Genomic DNA, 22752 nt, shown 5'->3' on the forward strand with positions numbered 1-22752 from the left:
TCCAGCTTATTGGCAGGCTTCGCATTCCTCGAAACCGTCGTCGCCCGGACGCAGGTAGCAGGCCGCGCCCTCTTCCACCGCAGCTGCCGAAGCGACCGGCGCTGGCGCCGGTGCGGCGCTGGCCGCAGCCAGGCCGCCGTCCACCGGCACGGCGTTCAGGGCGCCGGTCTTGGTGGTGGATTTCTCCATGTGGGTGGCGGCGATGGTACGCAGGTAGTAGGTGGTTTTCAGGCCACGCAGCCATGCCAGTTTGTAGGTCTCGTCCAGCTTCTTGCCCGATGCGCCGGCCATGTAGATGTTCAGCGACTGCGCCTGGTCGATCCACTTCTGGCGACGCGAGGCGGCTTCCACCAGCCAGCTTGGCGACACTTCGAATGCGGTTGCATAAATGTCACGCAGGTCTTGCGGGATGCGGTCGATCTTGGCCAGCGAGCCGTCGAAGTATTTCAGGTCGGCGATCATCACCTCGTCCCACAGGTCGCGTGCCTTCAGGTCACGCACCAGGTAGGCGTTGATCTCGGTGAACTCGCCCGACAGGTTGGACTTCACGTACAGGTTCTGGAAGGTCGGCTCGATGCAAGCCGACACGCCGATGATGTTCGAAATGGTCGCGGTCGGAGCGATCGCCACGCAGTTCGAGTTACGCATGCCGAACTTGGCGATGCGCTCGCGCACCGGGGTCCAGTCCATGGCCGACGACAGGTCCTGCTCCAGGTAGCCGCCGCGCTCTTCGGCCAGCAGCTTGATCGAGTCCTGCGGCAGGATGCCGCGATCCCACAGCGAACCTTTGTACGAGGCGTAGTGGCCGCGTTCTTCGGCCAGCTCGGTCGAGGCCAGGTAGGCGTAGTAGCAGACGGCTTCCATCGAGGTGTCGGCGAACTGCACCGACTCGTTCGACGAGAACGGCACGCGCATCATGTGCAGGCAGTCCTGGAAGCCCATCACGCCCAGGCCCACCGGACGGTGGCGCATGTTGGCGTTGCGCGCCTTGTCGACCGCGTAGTAGTTGATGTCGATCACGTTGTCCAGCATGCGCATCGCGGTGCGGATGGTTTTTTGCAGCTTGACGTGATCCAGCTTGCCCTCTTTCATGTGGGCCGGCAGGTTGACCGAACCCAGGTTGCAGACGGCGATTTCGTCCGGACCGGTGTTCAGGGTGATCTCGGTGCACAGGTTGGAGCTGTGGACCATGCCCACGTGCGACTGCGGCGAACGGATGTTGCATGGGTCCTTGAAGGTGATCCATGGGTGGCCGGTTTCGAACAGCATCGACAGCATCTTGCGCCACAGGTCCAGCGCCTGGATTTTCTTGAACACGCGGATTTCGCCGGCGGCGGCCTTGGCTTCGTAGCCCAGGTAGGCTTTTTCGAAGGCCTTGCCGACCAGGTCGTGCAGGTCAGGGGTGTCGGATGGCGAGAACAGGGTCCACTCGCCTTTTTCCATCACGCGCTTCATGAACAGGTCCGGAATCCAGTTGGCGGTGTTCATGTCGTGGGTGCGGCGGCGATCATCGCCGGTGTTCTTGCGCAGGTCGAGGAATTCCTCGATGTCCATGTGCCAGGTTTCCAGGTAGGCGCACACCGCGCCCTTGCGCTTGCCGCCCTGGTTGACCGCCACAGCGGTGTCGTTGACCACTTTCAGGAACGGCACCACACCTTGCGATTTGCCGTTGGTGCCCTTGATGTGGGCGCCCAGCGCGCGCACCGGGGTCCAGTCGTTACCCAGGCCGCCGGCGAACTTGGCCAGCAGGGCGTTTTCTTTAATCGCGTCGTAGATGCCTTCCAGGTCGTCCGAGACGGTGGTCAGGTAGCACGACGACAGCTGCGAACGCAGGGTGCCCGAGTTGAACAGCGTCGGGGTCGACGACATGAAGTCGAAGGTCGACAGCAGGTTGTAGAACTCGATGGCGCGCGCTTCGCGGTCGGTTTCGTTCAGGGCCAGGCCCATGGCAACGCGCATGTAGAAGGCCTGCGGCATTTCGATGCGGACGTCGCGCACGTGCAGGAAGTAGCGGTCGTACAGGGTTTGCAGGCCGATGTAGCCGAATTGCAGGTCGCGGTCGGCGACGATGGCCTTGGCCAGGCGGGCCAGGTCGAACTCACCCAGCTTGGTGTCCAGCAGCTCGGCGGCGATACCCTTGGCGATGTATTGCGGGAAGTAGGTCACGTATTCGGCGGCGGCGGCGGCTTGCGCGACTTCCTTGCCGAAGACTTCCTTGCGGATGGTGTGCAGCAGAATGCGGGCGGTCACCTGCGAGTAAGCCGGGTCCTTTTCCATCAGCGCGCGGGCAGCCAGGATGGCGGATTTGTGCAGCTCTTCGACCGGCACGCCGTCGTACAGGTTTTTCAGGGTTTCAGCGACGATGGCGTCGGCATCGACGTGTTTTTCCAGGCCCTGGCAGGCGGCGCCGATCAGATTGGTCACGCGGCTCAGTTCCAGCGGCTTGCGCTCGCCGTTTTCCAGCACGTGGATTTGCGGCGCGGCGATGGTGGTGGCGCCGGCGGCCTCCTTGGCCAGGCGGCGCTCTTCCATTTGCTTGGCGCGGTACAGCACGTAGGCGCGGGCAACATCGTGTTCGCCCGAGCGCATCAGCGCCAGTTCCACCTGGTCTTGCACGTCTTCGATGTGGAAGGTGCCGCCCGATGGCTGGCGGCGCACCAGCGCGGACACCACGCTGGCGGTCAGCTGTTCCACCAGTTCGCGGATGCGGGCCGAAGCCGCACCCTGGCCGCCGTTGACGGCCAGGAAGGCCTTGGTCATGGCGACTGCAATTTTCGACGGTTCAAACGCGACGACCGCGCCGTTACGGCGGATGATGCGGTAGTCACCGAGATCGCTCGCTGCCGTTGCCGGGCTGCTGGCGGTACTCGCAGCAACGGCTGGTACCAGTGCTGGATTGATGGTGATGTCTTGAGTAGATTGCATTTAAGCTCCCCGGATAACAACGTGCAGTCATTGCTGCGCCGCATATATGTTTAATAAGAATCGATATCACGGCAACCACTATATCTAGTGTCCGGACCCGACCCGATCCACTGATTGTAGTAGCCGCAAAACACCCATGCAAGGGGAAATTTTGTCGTTTACGGCAATTTTTCTATTGACTTTGCGGAACGCCTTTTACCACGCGCAATCCCGCGATAGCGCTCACTAACGCGGGCTCGTCCAGTGCCTTTTGATTAAGCAGTTTCCGATAGCATTCCCAATCGAACAGCGGCCCGGGGTCGGTTTTCCGGCCCGGCGCAATGTGCTCGTGCCCCTGCACATCGGTTAATGGATAGTGCTGCCGCAGCGCGATGGTCAGCGCCGCCAGGGCATCGTATTGGGCCGCTTCAAACGGCACGACATCGCTGCCCTCCAGCTCCACGCCGATAGCAAAATCATTACATTTCTCGCGCCCGCAAAAACGCGACACGCCGGCATGCCAGGCGCGATCGTTGGCGGAAACGTATTGAATGACCCGGCCGTCCCGGCGGATAAAAAAGTGGCTGGAAACCTTCAGGCCACGCAGGTCGGCGAACGAGGGGTCAGCATTATAATCGATCCGGCCGGTGAACAGGTCGGACACGTGCGGCGTGCCGAATTGGCCGAGCGGCAGCGAGATGTTGTGGATCACCAGCAGGGTGATGTCGTCCGGCGCGGCGCCCGGACGGGCATCGAAATACGGGCTGTCGTAGCGCTCGGCCAGCGGCAGCCAGCCGTCGAAAGAACTCACGAGTCGGGCTCCTGGATGTTCAGCTTTTGCATCTGGTAGCGCAGCTGGCGGAAGCTGATGCCCAGCAGCTGCGCGGCCTGGGTGCGGTTGAACTGGGTCTGCGCCAGCGCCCGCAGGATGATCTCGCGCTCGACCTGGATCAGGTACTCGGGCAGGCTGGACGGCAGCGTGTCCGGATTCGGCGGCGGCACGGCGGTGGCGCTCCATGCCGGCGTGGGCGCCGGCAGCGGCGGCGCAGCTTCCACCACGCGCGCCCCTTTCAGCGCCAGGTCGCCGACTTCGATCACGCCCTCGTTGGCAAAGGCCAGCGCACGCTCAAGGATGTTTTCCAGCTCGCGCACGTTGCCGGGGAAGGCGTAGCCGCGCAGCGCCTCCAGCACGCCGGGGCCGAGCACCACCTTGTGTTCGAAAGTGCCCAGCCGTTCGAGGATGGCGCCGGTCAGCACTTCCAGATCGTCCAGCCGTTCGCGCAGCGGCGGCAGCGTCAGTTCAATCACGTTCAGGCGGTAGAACAAGTCCTGGCGGAAGCTGCCCTGCTCCACGCATTGCGCCAGGTTCTTGTGGGTGGCGCTGACAATCCGCACATCGACCGGCTCCTCGGCGGTGGCGCCGAGCTTGCGCACGCGCCGCTCCTGGATGGCGCGCAGCAGCTTGACCTGCATCGCCAGCGGCAGGTCGGCCACTTCGTCCAGCATCAGGGTGCCGCCGTTGGCGGCCTGGAAGAACCCTTCGCGGTCGTCGGCGGCGCCGGTGAAGGCGCCCTTGCGGTAACCGAAAAATTCCGCTTCCATCAGGGCTTCCGGGATGGCGCCGCAGTTGACCGCGATGAAGGGCTTGCCGGCGCGCGAGCTTTGGGCGTGGATCTCGCGCGCCGCCAGTTCCTTGCCGCTGCCCGATTCGCCATGGATGTAGACCGGCGCCATCGAACGCGCCAGCCGCGCGATCTGCGCGCGCAGCGCCTGGATCACGGCCGACTCGCCGCGCAAGCGGCTGGTGACCGGGGCCGCGCTGGGCGCCTGCACCGCCGCCGGTCCGGCGTTCAGGCGCAGCGCCGATTGCACCATCACCCGCAACTGGTCCAGCGCCACCGGCTTGGAGATGTAGTCGAAGGCGCCGGCCTTGAGCGCCACCACGGCGTTGTCGGCGCTGCCGAAGGCGGTGACCACCGCCACCGGCGTGTTCTTGCAGGCGGCGGTGACTTCGCGCACCAGTTCCAGCCCCAGGCCGTCGGGCAGGCGCATGTCGGTCAGCACCAGCTGGTATTCCGTGTCCGCCAGCAGCGTGCGCGCCTCGGCCAGCGTGGCGGCGCTGTCCACGTCCAGGCCCATTTTCAGCAGGGTCAGTTCCAGCAGTTCGCGCAGGTCGGCTTCGTCGTCGACGACGAGGACACGCGGGGAACGAGGATTCATCAAGCCGCCTTTCCTTGCTGGGCGAAGGTGATTACAAAGCGCCCGCTCAAGGCAGGGCTGCCGTTGGCGCTGTCCGTGTTATCAAAACGGTATTCATAGTCCAGCCGCGCTTCGTTATTCAAACACAATTCCCGCGCCAGATACAGTCCCAGCCCGGTGCCCTTGCTGGAGGTGGTGTAAAACGGTTCGAACAAGTGCGCCCGCACCTCGGGTGAAATGCCGGGGCCATCGTCCTGCACGTGCAGTTCCAGCCGCTGCGCCTTGTCGCGCACCACGTCCAGCCGGATCGAACCGGGACCGCCGCTGGCGTAGCGCACGGCGTTGTTCAGCAGGTTGAGCACCACTTCGCGCAGGTGCAGCGCGTCGAAGCGCACCTCGCTGCCCGGCGCCACCGCCAGCCCGAGGATCTCCGGCGCCAGGCTGTGCGTCTCGATGAACTCCGCCCGCAGCTCGGCCAGGAAGCCGTCCAGCGCCAGCGGCTCGCTGTGCGACTGCGCCTTGCGCGACAGTTGCAGGATGTCCTCCACCATGCGGTTCACGCGGGTGACGTTGTCGCCGACGATTTTCAACAGGCGCTGGTGCACCGGGTCGCTCAGGTCCTCGCCCAGCAGCGAGGTGGCGTGGCCGATTGCCGACAAGGGATTGCGCACCTCGTGCGCGATGCTGGCGGTCAGGCGGCCCATCGACGCCAGCTTGAGTTGCTGCGCCTGATTTTCGATCCCGGTCACGTCCTGCAGGAAGATCACGCTGCGCCGGGCGCCCGGTCCCTGCGTGTCGGCGGCGGCAAAGCGTACTTTCAGGTGCGCCGCCAGATCGCGGCGCGCGCTCCAGGCGGCGGTCATGCCTTCCAGCGCGGCATCGTTGAAGGGCTTGATGGTGATGAAGGCGGTCGCGCGCGCGGCGTCCCCGCACCATTCATGGTAGGCCTGCGCCAAGGGCGCCAGCGCCGCCGCCGCCGACAGCTTGAAGCGGATCTCCGGTCCGACCAGGCCCAGCATCTGCTGCGCCGCCGGATTGCCGGCGTAGACCTGCCCTTCCGGATCGACCACCAGAATACCGTCGCCGGTATTCGCCATCACCAGCCGGTTGACCGCCTGCTGCACGCTGATCTCGACGCCGCGCTGGATGGCCAGTTCCTCCTGCCCGATCAACTTGGCGGCCATGCGGTTCACCACCAGCACGGCGGCCAGGAAGGCGGCGCCGTACAAGCCGGCCTGCATCACATCGCGGTCGCTCTCGGTGAGGAAGATTTGCCAGGTGGTGTCGCCCAGCAGGAACAGCGTCACCAGCGAGGCGCAGAACAGCGACACCAGCAGCGGCGCCAGAATCGCCAGCCCGGCCAGCGGGAACAGGTACAGAATCGCCAGCCCGCTGCGCATGCCGCCGCCGGCCAGATAGAGCAGGGAGATGATGGCCAGGTCGCAGGCGATCTGCGACAGCAGTTGCAGCACGAAACGGCGCTGCACGTACACCGCCGACAGCGCGAAACCGATCGCCAGCCCCAGATAGACCAGGCAGATTTGCAGGTAGAGATACTGGCCGGAGGCGCGCAAGCCGCGGTTGTCGATGCTCAGGTAGACCAGCAGTACCAGCGCGATCACCACGCGGGTGCCGTTCAGCGTTTGCAGCGAACGCCAGAAGGTGGCGCGCGATTCAGCCGACAAAGCTTGCAGGCGCGCGATCACGGTCGCCGGGGGTTATGCGGACGGCAGGGCGGCGTGGGCCGCGCTGCAATAGTCACGGCCGTTGGCCTGCACCGTTTCCGAGGCGGGATAGAAGACGCCGCAGTGGGCGCATTGCAGCATCACCTCGGCGTCGTTGGCCGCCTGCGCGGCGGCGCGCGCCTTGTAAGTCTGCCCCGGCTGCGGGGCGGGCTGCGGCTGCTGCGCTTGCGGCGGCTGACGGAACTGCTGCTGATGGCGCTTCTGCGCCGCGCGGATCTTGGAACGGACCGCGAAGATCACCAGGAACACCAACGCCAGCCAGAAAATAATACGGCTCATGCCCAACCCTTATGCAAAACCACTTCAAACACAAAACGGCTGCCGACATAGGCCAGCAGCAAAGTCGCAAACCCGGCCAGCGTGAAGCTCAGCGCGGTCTTGCCGCGCCAGCCGCGCAAGCGGCGGCCGGCCAGCAGCGCGGCGAACAGCACCCACGACAGCAGCGTAAACACCGACTTGTGATCCCATTTCAGCGCCTGTCCGAACAGCTGTTCCGAGAACACGATACCCGACAACACGGTCAGGCTCAGTAACGCAAAGCCGAAGCCTATCATGCGGAACAACAGCTTTTCCATGGTCAGCAGCGCCGGCAGCTGGTCCAGCGCGCCGGACAGGAAGGACTTTTTGTCGCTGCGCGCGTGCAGGCGCGACTCCTGCAAGGCCATCAGCACGGCGTGGAAGGCGGCGATGGTGAGGGTGGAATAGGCCATGGTGGCGATGGCGATATGCCAGCCAAACAGCGGCGACTTGCCTTCCATCGGCACCAGGTTGCCGGGGAAGATCAGCTGCAAGGCCGCCGCCACGGCGGCGCTGGGCATGACCAGGCGGCGCAGGCCGTCGAGGCTGAAATTCCGGTTCTCTATCCAGTAAGCCGCCACCGACACCCACAGCGCCGACGACAGCATGGCGGCAAAGCCGAAGCGCAGCTCACCGCCGCCGGCGATTTCCGACCACAGGCCGGCGCCGTGCAGCAGCCAGGCCGCCAGCGTGACGGCCGAAATCAGGCCGCCGCGGCGCGATGGCAAGGCGGCGCACAAGATGTACAGCGCGATGGCTGCGATAAAAGAAGAGATCTGCATCCCGGCAGTTTACACCATCGCTCAATCCACGGCTGCCATGCGCAGTTCGTCGCGATGGTGGCGCTGCTGCTCCTCCATCACCAGCTGGCCCAGTTCGCGCTTGAGGGCATTGAAGCCGGCATCGGCCGGGTCGCGCAGGCGCGGCAGGTCGATCAGCATATCGCGCTTGACGGTGCCGGGGCGGTAGGTCATCACCACGACGCGGTCGGCCAGGTAGATCGCCTCCTCGATCGAGTGGGTGACGAAGATGATGGTCTTCTTCAGCTCGGACCAGATGCGCAGCAGCTCGTCCTGCAGATTGCGCCGGGTCAGCGCATCGAGCGCACCGAACGGCTCGTCCATCAGCATGATGGGCGAGTCCAGCGCCAGCACGCGGGCGATCGCCACCCGCTGGCGCATGCCGCCCGACAGGTCTTTCGGATAGCGGTTGCGGAAGTCCTGCAAGGACAGCATGGTGAGCAGCTGGTCCACCGTGGCCTTGATCCGCGCCTTGGGCTGGCCCTTGATCTCCAGCCCGAAGGCGATATTGTCGGCCACCGTCATCCACGGGAACAGCGCGTACTCCTGGAATACCATGCCGCGCTCCGGGCCGGGCGCGGTCACCGCCTGCCCCTCCACCGTGATGCGGCCGGACGACGGCGGCGCAAAGCCGGCCACCGCGTTCAGCAGGGTCGACTTGCCGCAGCCGGAAGGGCCGAGCAGGCAGACGAACTGGCCCTGCGGGATCTCGAGGTTGATGTCCTTGAGCGCCACCACTTCCCGTTCGGCGGTCTGGAACACCTTGTTTACTTGCGAGACTAATATATGGGTCATCAGTTCTCCAGTCCGCGGTGCCAGCGCAGCAGGTAGTTATTCAGCTTGTTCATGCCGACGTCGATGGCCAGGCCGATCAGGCCGATGGTGATCATGCCGGCGATGATTTTGTCGGACCAGAAGTACTCGCGCGCCTCCAGGATGCGGAAGCCGAGGCCATTGTTCACCGCCACCATCTCGGCCACGATCACCACGATGAAGGCGGTGCCGATGCCGATGCGCACGCCGGACAGGATATACGGCACCGCCGCCGGCAAGATCACCCGCGTGAACATGGTGAAGCCGGAGGCGCCGAGGTTGCGGGCGGCGCGGATATAGATGCCGTCCACCTGGCGCACGCCGGCGATGGTATTCATCAGCACCGGGAAGAAGGCGCCCAGCGCGATCAGGAACACGGCCGGCGGATTGCCCAGGCCGAACCACAGCATCGACAGCGGGATATAGGCGATCGGCGGAATCGGCCGCACCATCTGCACCAGCACATTGAACCAGTCGTAGACCCGGTTGCTCATGCCCATGGCCAGCCCGAGCGGCAGGGCCAGCCCGCCGCCGATCAGGAAACCGACCACCACCCGGTACAGGCTGCTGAGCGAATCGGTGATCAGCTCGCCCGAGACGGCCCAGCTCAGCCAGCTGCCGCCGGCCGCCTCGTAGGGTTGCAGCGGCAGCAGGTAGGCGATCCACTTCTCCGCCACCGCCAGCGGCGATGGCAGCACTTGCGGATTGACCCAGCCCAGCGTGGCCACGGTCTGCCACAGCGCCACCACCATGGCCGGCAGCACCAGCCCGACGCCGATCTGCCGCAAGGAAGACGCGCGCGAGGTGACGGCCATTATTTCACGCCCAGCGATTTCTTGGCCGCGTCCAGCAGGTCGGTCTTGACCCAGTCCTTGGCCACCGGCGGCTTGCTCATGCGGCCGACGCCGGTCTTGACCATGACGTCGGTGGTGATCTGGATGTGTTCGGGCGTGATGTCGTAGCTGTACGGCGAATTGCCGATGGCGTCATCGAAATCGTCCTTGGTGATCTGGCCTTTGAACACCACTTCGCGCACATACTTCTCGGCGATGGCCTTGTTGTCGATGAAGGTCTTGGTGGCCTGCACGAAGCAGCTCATGAACTTCTCGGCCAGCGGGCGCTTCTCTTTATAGAACTTCTCGGTCATCACCATGGTGCGCACCGGCTCGCCGATCGGCGTGTCGTAGGGCTTGAGGATCTCGGTGCCGAAGCCCTTGTTGATGGCTTGCGAGGACTGCGGCTCGGACTGCATCATGGCGTCGATCTGCTTGCCGAGCAGGGCCTGATTGAGGTCGGCGTAGGCCAGGAACACCAGTTGCACATCCTTGCCCGGCTGGTCGGAGACGGTCAGGCCGTTTTGCTGGAGCTCGGCCAGCAGCAGCACCTCCTGGATGCCGCCGCGCGTGACGCCGACTTTCTTGCCTTTCAGGTCCTTGACGGTTTTCAGCTTCAGGTCGGCGCGGCTGACCAGCTGGGCGCCGCCCTTGGCGAAGCCGGCCACCACGTAGATCGGCGCGCCGCCGGCGCGGCCCGAGATGGCGGCCTCGGAGGCGGTGGTGCCGACGTCGAGCTCGCCGGCGATAATCGCCTGCATCACGTCCAGCCCCTTGGCGAACACCCGCTCCTCGACCTTGATGCCGCACTTGGGGGCGATCTCCTTGATATAGGAGACGGCGCCGTAGTGGGCGAATTTCAGGTTGCCCAGCCGGACCACCTCCTGCGCCTGGGCGTGGCTGGCGCCCAGCATGGTGGTCATGACTACGGCGGTGCATATCGCTTTCAGTTTCATCCGTCCCTCCTGTGTAGTGTTTAGGAAATAATACCAAGCTCGCAAGGTCTTGCCTATCGGAGCATTCCGAGCGGCATGCGGTAAAATGGCGGACTTGGTCCGGCCCCCGCGCCGGACGCCCATCTGCCAACAGGTTCAACAACATGCTAGACAATCTGACTCAACGCCTCGCCAAGGTCGTCAAGACCATGCGCGGCGAGGCCCGCCTGACCGAAGCCAACACCGCCGAGATGCTGCGCGAGGTGCGCATGGCGCTGCTGGAGGCCGACGTCGCCCTGCCGGCCGTGCGCGAATTCATCGCCCGCGTCAAAGAGAAAGCCCTGGGCGAGGAAGTGATTTCCTCGCTGTCGCCGGGTCAGGCGCTGGTCGGCGTGGTGCAGCGCGAGCTGGCCACCCTGATGGGCGCCGACCTGGGCGCGGAGGCGACACAGCTGAGCTTTGCCCAGCAGCCGCCCGCCATCATCCTGATGGCCGGCCTGCAGGGTGTGGGCAAGACCACCACCGTCGGCAAGCTGGCCAAGTATTTAAAGGAAGAAAAGAAAAAGAAAGTGCTGACGGTGTCGGCCGACGTGTATCGTCCGGCCGCGATCGCCCAGCTGCAATCGGTGACCGCCCAGGTCGGCGCCGATTTCTTCCCGTCCACCGCGCAGGACAAACCGGTCGATATCGCGCTGGCGGCGCTGGACTGGGCCAAAAAGCACTACCACGACGTGCTGATCATCGACACCGCCGGCCGCCTCGGCATCGACGAGGCCATGATGACCGAGATCGCCGCCGTGCACGGCGCGGTCAGGCCGGTCGAGACCCTGTTCGTGGTCGACGCCATGCTGGGCCAGGACGCCATCAACACCGCCAAGGCCTTCAACGACGCCCTGCCGCTGACCGGCATCGTGCTGACCAAGCTGGACGGCGACTCGCGCGGCGGCGCGGCGCTGTCGGTGCGCCACATTACCGGCAAGCCGATCAAGTTTGCCGGCGTCTCGGAAAAGCTGGACGGCCTGGAGGCCTTCGACCCGGCCCGCATGGCCAATCGCGTGCTGGGCATGGGCGACATCCTGGCGCTGGTGGAAGAGGCGCGCAAAGGCGTCGACGCCAAGGCGGCCGCCGAGCTGGCGGCCAAGGTCAAGTCGGGCGGCAAGTTCGACATGAACGATTTCAAGGCGCAGCTGGGCCAGATGAAGAAAATGGGCGGCATGGCCGGCCTGGTCGACAAGCTGCCGGCGCAGTTCCAGCAGGCCGCCGGCAACGCCAACATGGACCAGGCCGACAAGCAGGTGCGGCGCATGGTCGGCATCATCGACTCCATGACCGCGGCCGAACGCGCCAAGCCGGAGCTGATCAAGGCCACCCGCAAGCGCCGCATCGCGGCCGGCGCCGGCGTCCAGGTGCAGGAGGTGAACCGCATGCTGAACCAGTTCGAGCAGATGCAAACCATGATGAAAAAGCTCTCGGGCGGCGGCATGATGAAGATGATGCGCGCCATGAAGGGCATGATGCCGGGCTTGCGCTAAGCGGGCGAAAGCCGCCGCCGCCGAGGGAAAAACCGCGTAATCCGGGGCGATGCCCCGTGTTTACGTGGTGTTTCCGGGAAAAAACGCAAAAAACAGTTGCGCACAGGTTAAATCCCCACCAATATTAACCGGTGCGATCAATTGCGCAATTTTCCATGTGTTCGTTAAGGAGGCTCGAATATGGCAACAGCCAAAAAAGCAGCACCAGCTAAGAAACCGGCGGCTAAGCCAGCCGCGAAGAAAGCAGCAGCACCCGTCAAAGCAGCAGCCAAACCAGCCGCGAAGAAAGCCCCGGCGGCCCGCAAGCCCAACGCCGCCTTCATGAAAGCGATGACGCCATCGGCCTCGCTGGCCGCCATCGTCGGCGCCGCCGCCCTGCCGCGCACCGAAGTGACCAAGAAAGTCTGGGACTACATCAAGAAGCACGACCTGCAAGACCCGACCAACCGTCGCAACATCAATGCCGACGACAAACTGAAGGCGGTCTTCGGCGGCAAAGCCCAAGTCTCCATGTTCGAAATGACCAAGCTGATTTCGGACCACCTGAAATAATCAGAATCAGGACGAAAAAAAAACCGGGGCCTCCCCGGTTTTTTTATTTCCAGTTGTTCCACGCCGCCAGCACGGCGTTCGGATATTCCGGCTTGCCGCGGCTGCCGTTGTAGCGGCCCAGCGCGAGGTACAGATTGCCGGCCTCCATGTCCAGGTACATGCGCAGGATCGAGCAGCCGTAGCGCAGATTGGTCTGCATGTCGAACAGGGCGCGCCGGTTGCGGTCGCCGATCACATTGGTCCAGAACGGCATCACCTGCATGTAACCGCGCGCGCCGACGATCGACACCGCGTACTTGCGGTACGCCGATTCCACCTGGATCAGCCCCAGCACCATGCCCGGATCGAGCCCGGCGCGGCGCGCCTCGTACCACACGGTGGCCAGGAATTCGTTGCGGGTCTGGTCGTCCGGCAGCTTGCGCCTGAGGCGGTAGGACATGGTCTCCAGCCAGTTGCGGTAGCGCGCCTGCTCGGAGGGATCGCGGAAGCGCGGCGTCGGCGGCGTGGCGTCCTTGATGGCGTTGGACAGCGCCAGCCGCACCGAATCGGCCAGCGCCTCCTCCTGCTGGTTGCCGGCCGGCGCCGGCGCCGGCGCGGCCGCCACGGCCAGCGCCAGCAGCAGCGCCGCCCACGCCGGCCGCCGCGGCGCCATCATCACCGCGCCAGTTTGCCTTTGATGAAGGCCAGCGCCTCGGCCACCGGCACGGCGCTCGCCTCGGCGTCGCGGCGGCCCTGGTATTCCAGGTTGCCTTCCTTGAGGCCGCGGTCGCCGATCACCACGCGGTGCGGCACGCCGATCAGCTCCCAGTCGGCGAACATCTGGCCCGGACGGTGGCCGCGGTCGTCGAGGATGACGTCGATGCCGGCCGCCACCGCCTCGGCGTACAGTGTCTCGGTGGCCTGCCTGACCGCCTCGCTGCGGTCCATGCCCATCGGGCACAGCACCAGCTCGAACGGCGCGATCGCGGTCGGCCAGATGATGCCCTTGTCGTCGTAGTTCTGCTCGATCGCCGCGCCCAGGATGCGGGTGATGCCGATGCCGTAGCAGCCCATTTGCAGCGGCGCCGGTTTGCCGTTCTCGTCCAGGAAAGTGGCTTTCATGGCTTCCGAGTAGGCCGTGCCCAGCTGGAACACGTGGCCCACCTCGATGCCGCGCTCGATGGCCAGCACGCCCTGGCCGTCCGGCGAGGCGTCGCCCTCCACCACATTGCGCAGGTCGGCCACGATGGCCGGCTCGGCACAGTCGCGGCCCCAGTTGGCGCCGGCGTAGTGGTAACCCGCCTCATTCGCGCCGCAGACGAAGTCGGCCATGTTGGCCACGCTGCGGTCGGCCACCACGGTGACCGGCACTTTGGTGTTGATCGGGCCCAGGTAGCCCGGCACGGTGCCGTACACGTCGAGGATTTCCTGCTCGGTCGAGAAGCGGTGCGCGCTCAGGCCCGGCACCTTGCCGACCTTGATTTCGTTGAGCTCGTGGTCGCCGCGCAACAGCAGCATGAAGTAGGCCTTGCCGCCGCCCTCCTGCTCCACCGTCAGCGCCAGCGTCTTGACGGTCTGCGCCAGCGGCAGGCCCAGCTGCTGGGCCACCTGCTCGCACTTGGTGGCGCCCGGCGTGGCCGGCTTGCTCAGGGCCTGGGTCGCGGCCGGACGGCTGGGATTGACCGGCAGCGCCTCGGCCGCCTCCATATTGGCCGCGTAGTCCGAGCTCGGGCAGTACACCAGCGCGTCCTCGCCGGTGGAGGCGATCACGTGGAATTCGTGCGAGCCGGTGCCGCCGATGGCGCCGTTATCGGCCGCCACCGCACGGAACTTCAAGCCGAAACGGTTGAAGATGCGCACATAGGCGTCATACATGATCTGGTACGAGGCCTGCATGCCGGCCAGGTCGCGGTCGAACGAGTAGGCATCCTTCATGGTGAACTCGCGGCCGCGCATCAGGCCGAAGCGCGGGCGGCGCTCGTCGCGGAATTTGGTCTGAATGTGGTAAAAATTCAACGGAAGTTGGCGGTACGATTTAATTTCCGAACGTACCACATCGGTGATCACTTCCTCGGCGGTCGGCTGGAAGGCGAATTCGCGGCCGTGGCGGTCCTTGACGCGCAGCAGTTCGGCGCCCATCTTGTCCCAGCGCCCGGTCTCCTGCCACAGCTCGGCCGGCTGGATCAGGGGCATCAGCAGCTCGATGGCGCCGGACTGGTTCATCTCTTCGCGCACGATGGCTTCCACCTTGCGGATGATTTTCAGGCCCATCGGCATGTAGGTGTAGATGCCCGAACCCAGGCGTTTGATCATGCCGGCGCGCATCATTAACTGATGGCTGACGATCTCGGCATCGGAGGGAGCTTCTTTAAGCGTGGAAATAAAAAAACGTGACGCGCGCATACGGTGAATTCTTTTTAAAAAGAGAGGGTTATAATCAACCTAATTTTAAAGGATTAGCTGGCTGATGCGTCCATACTTTATACAAATGCGTTCAATAATAGGCCGCCGCACCGGTTTCCTATCCGGAAATGGGCGGTGGACGGCTGTTTTGTAGGCAAAAATATAAGACGGGAGTTCAGCCGCAGAAAGTTTGAGGTGCAATATGCTCGATCGGGAAGGGTTCCGCCCCAACGTCGGCATCATCCTGCTCAACGCCCATAACGAGGTGTGGTGGGGCAAGCGGGTGCGCGAGCACTCATGGCAGTTTCCGCAAGGCGGCATCAAGTACGGAGAAACGCCGGAACAGGCGATGTATCGGGAGCTGGAAGAGGAGATCGGTCTGCGGGCCGAGCACGTCAAGATCGTCGGTCGCACCCGCGACTGGCTGCGCTATGAGGTGCCGGACCATTTCATCAAGCGGGAAATCCGCGGCCACTACCGTGGCCAGAAGCAGATCTGGTTCCTGTTGCGCATGTGCGCCCGGGACAACGACGTCAACCTGCGCCTGACCGACCATCCGGAATTTGACGCCTGGCGCTGGCATGACTATTGGGTGCCGCTGGATGTCGTGATTGAATTCAAGCGCGAGGTCTATCAGCGCGCCTTGCAGGAGCTGTCGCGCTTCCTGACCTGGCCGCCGAACGGCCATGACCGCCGGCATCACGGCTCGCGCTACCTGCGCCAGCCGCATCCGCCGCGCGCGACCCCGGCGCCGGCCCTGGCCGGCGCCACGGCCGAGCAGCCGGCCTGCGCGGCCGAGGAGAAGAAGTAGGCACAACGGGACAGCTCGCGCTGTCCCGTTGTGTTTCGCTCAGACGATCCGGCAGGCTTCCTCGAACGACAGGCGCGGCGCGCGCGGGCGGACCTTGGCGGCGTCGCCATAGCCGATGTTGCAGATGAAGTTGGACTGGATGGCGGTGCCGGCAAAGAAGGCCTGGTCCACCTTGGCATGGTCGAAGCCCGACATCGGGCCCACGTCCAGCCCCAGCGCGCGCGCCGCCAGGATCAGGTAGCCGCCTTGCAGCGAGGAGTTGCGGAAGGCGGTGGACTGGATCGCCGCGTCGTTGCCGGCGAACCAGGAACGCGCGTCCACCGCCGGCGACAGCTGCGGCAGCTTTTCGTGGAATTCCAGGTCCATGCCGACGATGACGGTGACCGGCGCCGCCAGCGTCTTCTCCAGATTGCCCGGCGACAGCGCCGGCGCCAGCCTGGCCTTGGCCTCGGCCGAGCGCACGAACACCAGCCGCGCCGGCGAGCCGTTGGCGGCGGTCGGCGCCCAGCGCAGGGCGTCGTACAGCTGTCGCAGTTGTTGGTCGGTGACCGGGCGCGCTTGCCAGCCGTTGTGGGTGTGGGCCTGGTAGAACAGGGTGTCGAGGGCGGATTGGTTCAGCATGGCATGAAAAGCAAGTTGTGAAACCGCCATCTTACCAGCGGCGCCGGGCGATGGCGGTCTGCAAGAGGTACAATGGCGCCATGTTTAATCCATCTTCAGACGATGTCCGCCGCTTTTTCTGCGAGACGTTCCGCAAGCAGCGCGCCAGCGAGATCCTGACGCCGCTGGAAACCATGGCGTCCGACTGGATCCGTCACCATCCAGAATACCACGCGGTGCTGGCCGATGTGGAAACGGCGCTGACGCGCGACTATCAGGTCGAGGGCGCGCAGGCCAATCCGTTTTTGCATTTGTCGATGCACCTGTCGATCGACGAGCAGATTTCGATCGACCAGCCGCCCGGCATCCGCGCGCTGGCCACCGCGCTCACGCTCAAGCTGGACGACGCCCACGCGGCGCAGCACGAGATCATGGAATGCCTGGGCGAGATGATCTGGAACGCCCAGCGCAACGGCACCGCGCCCGACGGCGTGGCCTATCTCGAGGCCATCCGGCGCCGGCTCTGAGCGTCATGCCGGCGCAGCATGGGGTTCCGGCCTGCGCCGGGACGACGCGCGGTTAGCGGTGGGTGGCCAGGCTGGTGGGCAGGCTGTGCAGGTAGGCCGCCACGTCCTTGATGTCCTGGTCGCTCAGCGGCTTGACCTGGCCGGTCATGATGGCGTTGTTGCGGCCGTTGGCGCCGTCGCCGCGCTTGTAGGCTTTCAGCGCGTGCTCCAGGTAGTCGCGGTGCTGGCCGGCCAGCTTCGGATAGCTGGGGTCGATCGGGGTGTTGAAGTCCTTGCCGTGGCAGCTGAAGCAGGCGTATTTCTCGGTCAGGGCCTTGCCGGCGTCCACGTTGCCGGCCGCCCGCGCGGCGCCGGCGGCGATCAGGGTCAGGCCGATGGCGGCGATCAGTTTGTTCATGAACTCAGTCCTCATTTCGGGTCGGCGGTGCGGGTCTGCTGCGAGTAGAACGCCGCCACGTCGGCAATGTCCTGGTCCGACAGGCTGGCCGCGATGCCCTTCATCGAAGGATGCTTGCGGTCCCCTTTCTTGTACGCCTGCAGCGCGCTTTCAATGTACTTGGCCGACTGGCCGCCGATCATGGGCACTTGGTACACTTCGGGGAAGGTGGCTTTGTAGCCGGGGATGCCGTGGCAGCCAATGCACATTTCTATCTTGGCTTTGGCGTTCTGGGCATTGCCCACGACGTCGGCCGCAACGGCGATTTGCGACAGGCCTGCCAGCACGAGGAGTGCGGTGAGTTTTTTCATGGTGTCTCTAAGTAAGTAATCGGATACTGCGTATATCGGATACTTCTACCACGGTGTCACTATATTGACTTTTGTACTATTTGTGCAGGGATTCTAACCCAAGTACTTTATAGAAACAACACAAGCGCCCCACCATACCGAGCACCGGCTCTAGCGTTTCCCCCTATACTGTTTTATCTTTTTCATTCTGGACCACGCACATGCAAGCACGTTTTGAAGGCTCCGACCAGTACGTCGCCACCGCCGACCTGAAACTGGCCGTCAACGCCGCCCTCACCCTGCAACGCCCGCTGCTGATCAAGGGCGAACCCGGCACCGGCAAGACCATGCTGGCCGAGGAAGTGGCTGCCGCGCTCGATATGCCGCTGCTGCAGTGGCACGTCAAATCGACCACCAAGGCGCAGCAGGGCCTGTACGAATACGACGCGGTGTCGCGCCTGCGCGACTCCCAGCTCGGCGACGAGCGCGTGCGCGATATCCACAACTACATCGTCAAGGGCGTGCTGTGGCAGGCGTTTACCGCGCCCGAGCCGGTGGTGCTGTTGATCGATGAAATCGACAAGGCCGATATCGAGTTCCCCAACGACCTGCTGCGCGAACTCGACCGCATGGAGTTTTATGTCTACGAGACGCGCGAGCTGGTGCAGGCCAAGCACCGCCCGCTGGTGATCATCACCTCCAACAATGAAAAGGAGCTGCCGGACGCCTTCCTGCGCCGCTGTTTCTTCCATTACATCAAATTCCCCGACCGCGACACCATGCAGCAGATCGTCCAGGTGCACTACCCGCACCTCAAGCAGGAGCTGCTGGCGCAGGCGCTGCAGACCTTCTACGAGCTGCGCGAGGTGCAGGGCCTGAAGAAGAAGCCATCGACCTCGGAATTCCTCGACTGGCTCAAGCTGCTGATGGCGGAGGACATCCCGCCCGAGGCGCTGCGCAGCCAGGACAGCAAGGCCATCGTGCCGCCGCTGCACGGCGCGCTGCTCAAGAACGAGCAGGATGTCCACCTGTTCGAGCGCCTGGTGTTCATGTCGCGGACCAACCGATGAATACCGTCCTGCCCGCCACGCTGGAACTGCACGGCGTGCGCCTGGAACCGCTGGGCGCCCACCACGCCGACGGCCTGCGCGCGGCGGCCGCCGACGGCGAGCTGTGGCAGCTGCGCGTGACCTCGGTGCCGGCGCCCGACGAGGTGGACGCCTACATCTACAAGGCCATCGGCCAGCGCCCAACCCGGCTCGCGTTTGCCGTGATCGATGTGGCCAGCGGCGCGCTGATGGGGACCACCAGCTACCACGATATCGTGGCCGATATCGGCCGCCTCGAGATCGGCTATACCTGGTACGCCAAACGCTGGCAGCGCACCCACGTCAACACCACCTGCAAGCTGCTGCTGATGACGCACGCCTTCGAGACGCTGGGCGCGGCGCTGGTCGGCCTGCGCACCGATAATTTCAATCACGCTTCGCAGGCCGCCATCGAACGGCTCGGCGCCAAAAAGGACGGCGTGCTGCGCCACCACGCCCAGCGCCGCGACGGCACCGTGCGCGACACCGTCATGTACAGCATCGCCGCCGGCGAATGGGCCGAGGTCAAGGCGCACCTGCGCTACAAGCTGGCGCAGCACGGGATGGCATGACATGCTGATCGATTTTTTCTTCACCCTCAAGGACGCCAGGATCCCGGTCAGCATCAAGGAGTTCCTGACGCTGCTCGAGGCCATGCAAAAACAGGTGATCAGCGGTTCGCTCGATGACTTCTACTACCTCGCCCGCCTGACCTTGGTGAAGGACGAGGCCCACTTCGACAAATTCGACCGCGCCTTCGGCCTGTATTTCAAGGGTATCGCCGCCCGCTTCGACGAGCAAGGCAGCGTGCCGCTCGACTGGCTGGTGCAGCGCATGAAGCGGGAACTGACGCCCGAGCAGATCGCGGCGCTGGAAAAATTCGGCTACGACAAGCTGATGGACCGGCTGCGCGAGCTGCTCAAGGAGCAGAAGGAGCGCCACGAGGGCGGCGGCAAGTGGATCGGCACCGGCGGCACCTCGCCGTTCGGGCATGGCGGCACCAACCCGGAAGGCATCCGCATCGGCGGCAAGGGCGGCAACCGCAGCGCGGTCAAGGTGTGGGAGGCCCGTACCTACAAGGACTACGACGGCGAGCGCGAGATCGGCACGCGCAATATCAAGGTGGCGCTGCGCCGCCTGCGCAAGTTCGCGCGCCAGGGCGCGGCCGAGGAACTGGCGCTCGACGCCACCATCCGCGCCACCGCCAGCAACGCCGGCTACCTCGATATCAAGATGCAGCCGGAGCGCAGGAACAATATCAAGGTGCTGATGCTGTTCGACGTCGGCGGCACCATGGACGACCATATCGAGCGCACCGAGGAGCTGTTCTCGGCCGCGAAGTCGGAGTTCAAGAACATGGAGTTCTTCTACTTCCACAACTGCGTCTACGACCATCTGTGGAAGAACAACCGGCGCCGCCATTCGGAGCGCTTCCCGAGCTGGGACGTGCTGCGCAAGTACCCGCCCGACACCAGGCTGATTTTCGTCGGCGACGCCACCATGAGTCCCTACGAGATTTTGCAGGCGGGCGGCTCGGTCGAGTACAACAACGAGGAGGCGGGCAGCGCCTGGCTGGCGCGCTTCATGGCGGCGTTCCCGAAATTCGTCTGGCTCAATCCGGAGCCGGAGAATATCTGGCAGTACCGCCAGTCGGTCGGCATCATCCGCCAGCTGATGAACCACCGCATGTTCCCGCTGACCATGGACGGCCTGGAACGCGCCATGCGCACGCTGAGCAAATAGTTCAGGGCAGCTGCAGGCGGTAGCCGACGGCGGTTTCGGTCAGCAGGTAGCGCGGCTGGGTCGGATCGGCTTCCAGCTTGTGGCGCAGGTGGCCCATGTAGATGCGCAGGTAGTGGCCGTTCTCGGCCTGCGCCGGCCCCCACACGGCGCGCAGCAGCTGCGGGTTGGTCATCACGCGGTTGGCATTCCCGGCCAGGACCGCCAGCAGGCGGTATTCGGTCGGCGTCAGATGCACGGGCTCGCCGTTGCGGGTGACGCGCCGCTGCCGCAGGTCGAGCGCAATGTCGCCGAAGCGGATCAGGCCATCGCCGGCGGCGGCCGGCTGGCGCTGGCGCCGCAAGGTGGCGCGCACCCGCGCCAGCAGTTCGCCGGTGCCGAACGGCTTGGTCAGGTAGTCGTCGGCGCCGGCGTCCAGCGCGCGGATTTTCTCGGTCTCGCCGACCCGCGCCGACAGCACGATCACCGGCACCGTCGACCATTTGCGCAGGTCGGTCACGAAGTCGACGCCGTCGCCGTCCGGCAGGCCGAGGTCGAGCACGATCAGGTCGGGCTGGCGCGTGCCGGCGTCGATTAGGCCGCGTTGCAGGCCCGGCGCCTCGTGCACCTGCCAGCCTTCTTCTTCCAGGGCGGCGCGCACGAAGCGGCGGATTTGCGGTTCGTCTTCGACCAGCAGGGCGGTCGGCGCGCTGTCAGTCATATTGATCACTCATGTTGTTCCTCGTCCGGCATGGCCGGTGGTGTGCCCAAGGGCAGCGTGAAAGTAAAGGCGGCCCCGCCCAGCGGTGAAGCCGCAGTGGCGGCGCCCTGGCCGCTGGCGGCCGTGATGGTGCCGCCGTGCGCCTCGACGATGGCGCGGCAGATCGCCAGCCCCAGGCCCACGCCCGGCTTGGCCGATTCGCGCTCGCCGCGGGTGAATTTTTCGAACAGGACGTCGGCCCGGCCCGGCGGCAGGCCGGGGCCGTCGTCGGCCACCGTCACTTGCAGCCAGGCGCCGTGCAGCGCCGCGCGGATGGCGATGCGGGCGCCGGCCGGCGTGTATTTGGCGGCGTTTTCCAGCAGGTTGGCCAGCACCCGTTCGATCAGCACGGCGTCGTAGCGCACCAGCGGCAGGTCGGGCGGCAGCGCGGTGCTGACGCGGTGCGCCTGCAACTGGCTCGCGCTGGCGCGCAGCGCGCTGCCCACCACCTCTTCCAGCGGCTGCCATTCCAGCTTGAGCTTCACTTCGCCGCTCTGGATGCGCGCCATGTCCAGCAGGTTGGCCACCAGGGTGCTCATGCGCAGCGCTTCGTCGTGCAGTGCGCGCGCGGCCTGCTGCTGGGCCTCGGCCAGCGCCGGTCTGGAGCCGGCCAGCGCTTCCGACAGGCCGACCAGCGAGGTCAATGGCGTGCGCAGGTCGTGCGACAGCGCCGCCAGCAGCGAGTTGCGCAGGCGCTCGGATTCCATGCTGACCAGCGCTTCCTGCGCCACTTCGATGTAGTGCACGCGTTCGAGCGCGATGGCGGCCAGCGCGGCGAAGGTGTCGAGTTGCTGCCGCTGTTCCGGGATCAGGATCCAGCGCCGCTGCTGCGGCGCGATCGCCAGCACGCCGCGCGTGCGCATCGGCGCCACCAGCGGCAGGTAGAAGATGCGGCTGGCCGGCAGGGTGCCGGTGCCCAGGCCGGCCGGCTCGGCGCGGTCGTAGGCCCACTGGGCGATGCCGAGGTCGAGCACCGACAGCGGCGCGCCGCCGGCCAGCTCGGCGGCGGCCAGCGGCGGCGGCTGCAATCGGCCGTCGGCGTCCGGCAGCAGCAGCGTGGCGCGGGCGCGGAAGGCGCGCTGGATCACGCTGCGGGTGGCGTCGAAGATTTGCTCGGTTTGCAGCACGCCGGACAGTTCGCGCGCGAATTCGTACAGCGCGCGGGCGCGCCGCTCGCGCTGCGCCGCCACCCGCGCCTGGAAGCGCAGGCCGGCGGTCAGGTGGCCGGTGATCAGGCCGACCGCCAGCATCACCACGAAGGTGATCAGGTACTGGAAGTCGCTGATGGCAAAGGTGAAGCGCGGCGGCACGAAGAAGAAGTCGAAGCAGGCCACGCTGCAGCAGGTGGCCAGCACCGACGGCCCGCGCCCGTGGCGCACCGCCACCAGCACCACCACCAGCAGGAACAGCATGGCGATGTTGGCCAGGTCGAGCCAGGCCAGCAGCGGCGTGGCCGCCAGCGCGGTGGCCACGCTGGCCGCCGCCGCGACGATATAGCCGACCTCGCGCCGGCGCCGCGCCGGCACGGC

The 22752-nt window shown here is 65.3% G+C and carries 23 protein-coding genes; 7 read left to right on the forward strand and 16 right to left on the reverse strand.

Features of this window, described 5'->3' with window-relative positions; translation table 11 throughout:
* Window positions 1–6 precede the first annotated feature (6 nt).
* From GM676_RS21235 to GM676_RS21275, 9 genes are all read right to left on the reverse strand, one after another.
* Window positions 7–2925 carry a ribonucleoside-diphosphate reductase subunit alpha gene (locus GM676_RS21235; protein ID WP_155465932.1) on the reverse strand — a complete coding sequence of 973 codons (2919 nt, stop codon included), beginning with the start codon at window positions 2923–2925 and terminating at the stop codon, window positions 7–9.
* A gap of 172 nt (window positions 2926–3097) precedes the next feature.
* Entirely contained in the window at window positions 3098–3715 is a 618-nt protein-coding gene (ampD, locus tag GM676_RS21240) for a 1,6-anhydro-N-acetylmuramyl-L-alanine amidase AmpD (RefSeq protein WP_371866321.1), read from the reverse strand.
* On the reverse strand, window positions 3712–5124 hold the full coding sequence (locus tag GM676_RS21245) for a sigma-54-dependent transcriptional regulator (protein ID WP_155465933.1): 1413 nt from the start codon (window positions 5122–5124) through the stop codon (window positions 3712–3714). Before GM676_RS21245 ends, ampD begins: the two co-directional genes overlap by 4 nt.
* A complete protein-coding gene (locus tag GM676_RS21250) occupies window positions 5124–6809 on the reverse strand; it encodes a sensor histidine kinase (protein WP_371866322.1) in 1686 nt (561 codons plus the stop codon). Before GM676_RS21250 ends, GM676_RS21245 begins: the two co-directional genes overlap by 1 nt.
* Window positions 6810–6821: 12 nt before the next feature.
* Entirely contained in the window at window positions 6822–7127 is a 306-nt protein-coding gene (locus tag GM676_RS21255; protein ID WP_155465934.1) for a PP0621 family protein, read from the reverse strand.
* Window positions 7124–7927: a cytochrome C assembly family protein gene (locus GM676_RS21260; RefSeq protein ID WP_155465935.1), complete on the reverse strand. Its 804-nt coding sequence runs from the start codon at window positions 7925–7927 to the stop codon at window positions 7124–7126. The genes GM676_RS21255 and GM676_RS21260 overlap by 4 nt, the downstream gene beginning before the upstream one ends.
* Window positions 7928–7948: 21 nt before the next feature.
* Window positions 7949–8740, reverse strand: coding sequence for an ABC transporter ATP-binding protein (locus tag GM676_RS21265; RefSeq protein ID WP_155465936.1), 792 nt, complete (start codon window positions 8738–8740; stop codon window positions 7949–7951).
* On the reverse strand, window positions 8740–9573 hold the full coding sequence (locus tag GM676_RS21270; protein ID WP_155465937.1) for an ABC transporter permease: 834 nt from the start codon (window positions 9571–9573) through the stop codon (window positions 8740–8742). The genes GM676_RS21265 and GM676_RS21270 overlap by 1 nt, the downstream gene beginning before the upstream one ends.
* Window positions 9573–10547, reverse strand: a complete 975-nt coding sequence (locus GM676_RS21275; RefSeq protein ID WP_155465938.1) for an ABC transporter substrate-binding protein — start codon at window positions 10545–10547, stop codon at window positions 9573–9575. Before GM676_RS21275 ends, GM676_RS21270 begins: the two co-directional genes overlap by 1 nt.
* A gap of 143 nt (window positions 10548–10690) precedes the next feature.
* Between GM676_RS21275 and ffh the strand changes: the two genes are divergently transcribed.
* Both ffh and GM676_RS21285 read left to right on the forward strand, forming a co-directional pair.
* The gene (gene ffh, locus GM676_RS21280; protein WP_155465939.1) at window positions 10691–12058 is read left to right on the forward strand and encodes a signal recognition particle protein; all 1368 of its coding nucleotides are present in this window, start codon (window positions 10691–10693) and stop codon (window positions 12056–12058) included.
* 180 nt (window positions 12059–12238) lie between these two features.
* Window positions 12239–12610, forward strand: coding sequence for an SWIB/MDM2 domain-containing protein (locus GM676_RS21285; RefSeq protein WP_155465940.1), 372 nt, complete (start codon window positions 12239–12241; stop codon window positions 12608–12610).
* Window positions 12611–12653: 43 nt separating this feature from the next.
* Here GM676_RS21285 and GM676_RS21290 read toward each other — a convergent pair whose 3' ends face one another.
* Together GM676_RS21290 and GM676_RS21295 are read right to left on the reverse strand one after the other, a co-directional pair.
* On the reverse strand, window positions 12654–13265 hold the full coding sequence (locus GM676_RS21290) for a lytic transglycosylase domain-containing protein (protein ID WP_155465941.1): 612 nt from the start codon (window positions 13263–13265) through the stop codon (window positions 12654–12656).
* Complete coding sequence (locus GM676_RS21295; RefSeq protein ID WP_155465942.1) at window positions 13265–14992, reverse strand: proline--tRNA ligase; 1728 nt, start codon at window positions 14990–14992, stop codon at window positions 13265–13267. Before GM676_RS21295 ends, GM676_RS21290 begins: the two co-directional genes overlap by 1 nt.
* Before the next feature lie 202 nt (window positions 14993–15194).
* Here GM676_RS21295 and GM676_RS21300 point away from each other — a divergent pair, with 202 nt between their 5' ends.
* Window positions 15195–15803, forward strand: coding sequence for an RNA pyrophosphohydrolase (locus GM676_RS21300; protein ID WP_155465943.1), 609 nt, complete (start codon window positions 15195–15197; stop codon window positions 15801–15803).
* 39 nt (window positions 15804–15842) lie between these two features.
* On the opposite strand, the gene GM676_RS21305 is transcribed toward GM676_RS21300, so the two are convergent.
* Window positions 15843–16424, reverse strand: coding sequence for a malonic semialdehyde reductase (locus GM676_RS21305; protein ID WP_155465944.1), 582 nt, complete (start codon window positions 16422–16424; stop codon window positions 15843–15845).
* Window positions 16425–16504: 80 nt separating this feature from the next.
* Here GM676_RS21305 and GM676_RS21310 point away from each other — a divergent pair, with 80 nt between their 5' ends.
* Window positions 16505–16930, forward strand: coding sequence for a DUF1841 family protein (locus tag GM676_RS21310; protein WP_155465945.1), 426 nt, complete (start codon window positions 16505–16507; stop codon window positions 16928–16930).
* A 52-nt stretch (window positions 16931–16982) separates the two neighbouring features.
* On the opposite strand, the gene GM676_RS31870 is transcribed toward GM676_RS21310, so the two are convergent.
* Window positions 16983–17327, reverse strand: coding sequence for a c-type cytochrome (locus GM676_RS31870; protein ID WP_155465946.1), 345 nt, complete (start codon window positions 17325–17327; stop codon window positions 16983–16985).
* A gap of 11 nt (window positions 17328–17338) precedes the next feature.
* Window positions 17339–17677: a c-type cytochrome gene (locus GM676_RS31875; protein WP_155465947.1), complete on the reverse strand. Its 339-nt coding sequence runs from the start codon at window positions 17675–17677 to the stop codon at window positions 17339–17341.
* Between the two features lie 200 nt (window positions 17678–17877).
* Between GM676_RS31875 and GM676_RS21325 the strand changes: the two genes are divergently transcribed.
* From GM676_RS21325 to GM676_RS21335, 3 genes are read left to right on the forward strand one after another with little or no spacing between them, the layout of a single operon-like run.
* Window positions 17878–18726, forward strand: a complete 849-nt coding sequence (locus GM676_RS21325) for an AAA family ATPase (RefSeq protein ID WP_155465948.1) — start codon at window positions 17878–17880, stop codon at window positions 18724–18726.
* Window positions 18723–19316: a GNAT family N-acetyltransferase gene (locus GM676_RS21330; RefSeq protein ID WP_155465949.1), complete on the forward strand. Its 594-nt coding sequence runs from the start codon at window positions 18723–18725 to the stop codon at window positions 19314–19316. The genes GM676_RS21325 and GM676_RS21330 overlap by 4 nt, the downstream gene beginning before the upstream one ends.
* Before the next feature lies 1 nt (window position 19317).
* Entirely contained in the window at window positions 19318–20487 is a 1170-nt protein-coding gene (locus tag GM676_RS21335; RefSeq protein ID WP_155465950.1) for a vWA domain-containing protein, read from the forward strand.
* 1 nt (window position 20488) lies between these two features.
* Here the strand turns inward: GM676_RS21335 and kdpE are convergent, their stop codons facing one another.
* Together kdpE and GM676_RS21345 are read right to left on the reverse strand one after the other, a co-directional pair.
* The gene (gene kdpE, locus GM676_RS21340; RefSeq protein ID WP_155465956.1) at window positions 20489–21184 is read right to left on the reverse strand and encodes a two-component system response regulator KdpE; all 696 of its coding nucleotides are present in this window, start codon (window positions 21182–21184) and stop codon (window positions 20489–20491) included.
* 5 nt (window positions 21185–21189) lie between these two features.
* On the reverse strand, window positions 21190–22752 hold a 1563-nt coding region (locus GM676_RS21345; RefSeq protein WP_155465951.1), incomplete at its 5' end, for a DUF4118 domain-containing protein.

It is taken from the genome of Duganella radicis, assembly GCF_009720825.1.
Classification (GTDB): Bacteria; Pseudomonadota; Gammaproteobacteria; order Burkholderiales; family Burkholderiaceae_D; genus Rugamonas; species Rugamonas radicis.

Bases quoted from the DNA above. Each gene is read 5' to 3' on its own strand.
- GM676_RS21235 (WP_155465932.1), bottom strand. From the start codon at position 2,925: ATGCAATCTACTCAAGACATCACCATCAATCCAGCACTGGTACCAGCC.
- GM676_RS21245 (WP_155465933.1), bottom strand. From the start codon at position 5,124: ATGAATCCTCGTTCCCCGCGTGTCCTCGTCGTCGACGACGAAGCCGAC.
- GM676_RS21255 (WP_155465934.1), bottom strand. From the start codon at position 7,127: ATGAGCCGTATTATTTTCTGGCTGGCGTTGGTGTTCCTGGTGATCTTC.
- GM676_RS21260 (WP_155465935.1), bottom strand. From the start codon at position 7,927: ATGCAGATCTCTTCTTTTATCGCAGCCATCGCGCTGTACATCTTGTGC.
- GM676_RS21265 (WP_155465936.1), bottom strand. From the start codon at position 8,740: ATGACCCATATATTAGTCTCGCAAGTAAACAAGGTGTTCCAGACCGCC.
- GM676_RS21270 (WP_155465937.1), bottom strand. From the start codon at position 9,573: ATGGCCGTCACCTCGCGCGCGTCTTCCTTGCGGCAGATCGGCGTCGGG.
- GM676_RS21275 (WP_155465938.1), bottom strand. From the start codon at position 10,547: ATGAAACTGAAAGCGATATGCACCGCCGTAGTCATGACCACCATGCTG.
- ffh (WP_155465939.1), top strand. From the start codon at position 10,691: ATGCTAGACAATCTGACTCAACGCCTCGCCAAGGTCGTCAAGACCATG.
- GM676_RS21285 (WP_155465940.1), top strand. From the start codon at position 12,239: ATGGCAACAGCCAAAAAAGCAGCACCAGCTAAGAAACCGGCGGCTAAG.
- GM676_RS21290 (WP_155465941.1), bottom strand. From the start codon at position 13,265: ATGATGGCGCCGCGGCGGCCGGCGTGGGCGGCGCTGCTGCTGGCGCTG.
- GM676_RS21295 (WP_155465942.1), bottom strand. From the start codon at position 14,992: ATGCGCGCGTCACGTTTTTTTATTTCCACGCTTAAAGAAGCTCCCTCC.
- GM676_RS21300 (WP_155465943.1), top strand. From the start codon at position 15,195: ATGCTCGATCGGGAAGGGTTCCGCCCCAACGTCGGCATCATCCTGCTC.
- GM676_RS21305 (WP_155465944.1), bottom strand. From the start codon at position 16,424: ATGCTGAACCAATCCGCCCTCGACACCCTGTTCTACCAGGCCCACACC.
- GM676_RS21310 (WP_155465945.1), top strand. From the start codon at position 16,505: ATGTTTAATCCATCTTCAGACGATGTCCGCCGCTTTTTCTGCGAGACG.
- GM676_RS31870 (WP_155465946.1), bottom strand. From the start codon at position 17,327: ATGAACAAACTGATCGCCGCCATCGGCCTGACCCTGATCGCCGCCGGC.
- GM676_RS31875 (WP_155465947.1), bottom strand. From the start codon at position 17,677: ATGAAAAAACTCACCGCACTCCTCGTGCTGGCAGGCCTGTCGCAAATC.
- GM676_RS21325 (WP_155465948.1), top strand. From the start codon at position 17,878: ATGCAAGCACGTTTTGAAGGCTCCGACCAGTACGTCGCCACCGCCGAC.
- GM676_RS21330 (WP_155465949.1), top strand. From the start codon at position 18,723: ATGAATACCGTCCTGCCCGCCACGCTGGAACTGCACGGCGTGCGCCTG.
- GM676_RS21335 (WP_155465950.1), top strand. From the start codon at position 19,318: ATGCTGATCGATTTTTTCTTCACCCTCAAGGACGCCAGGATCCCGGTC.
- kdpE (WP_155465956.1), bottom strand. From the start codon at position 21,184: ATGACTGACAGCGCGCCGACCGCCCTGCTGGTCGAAGACGAACCGCAA.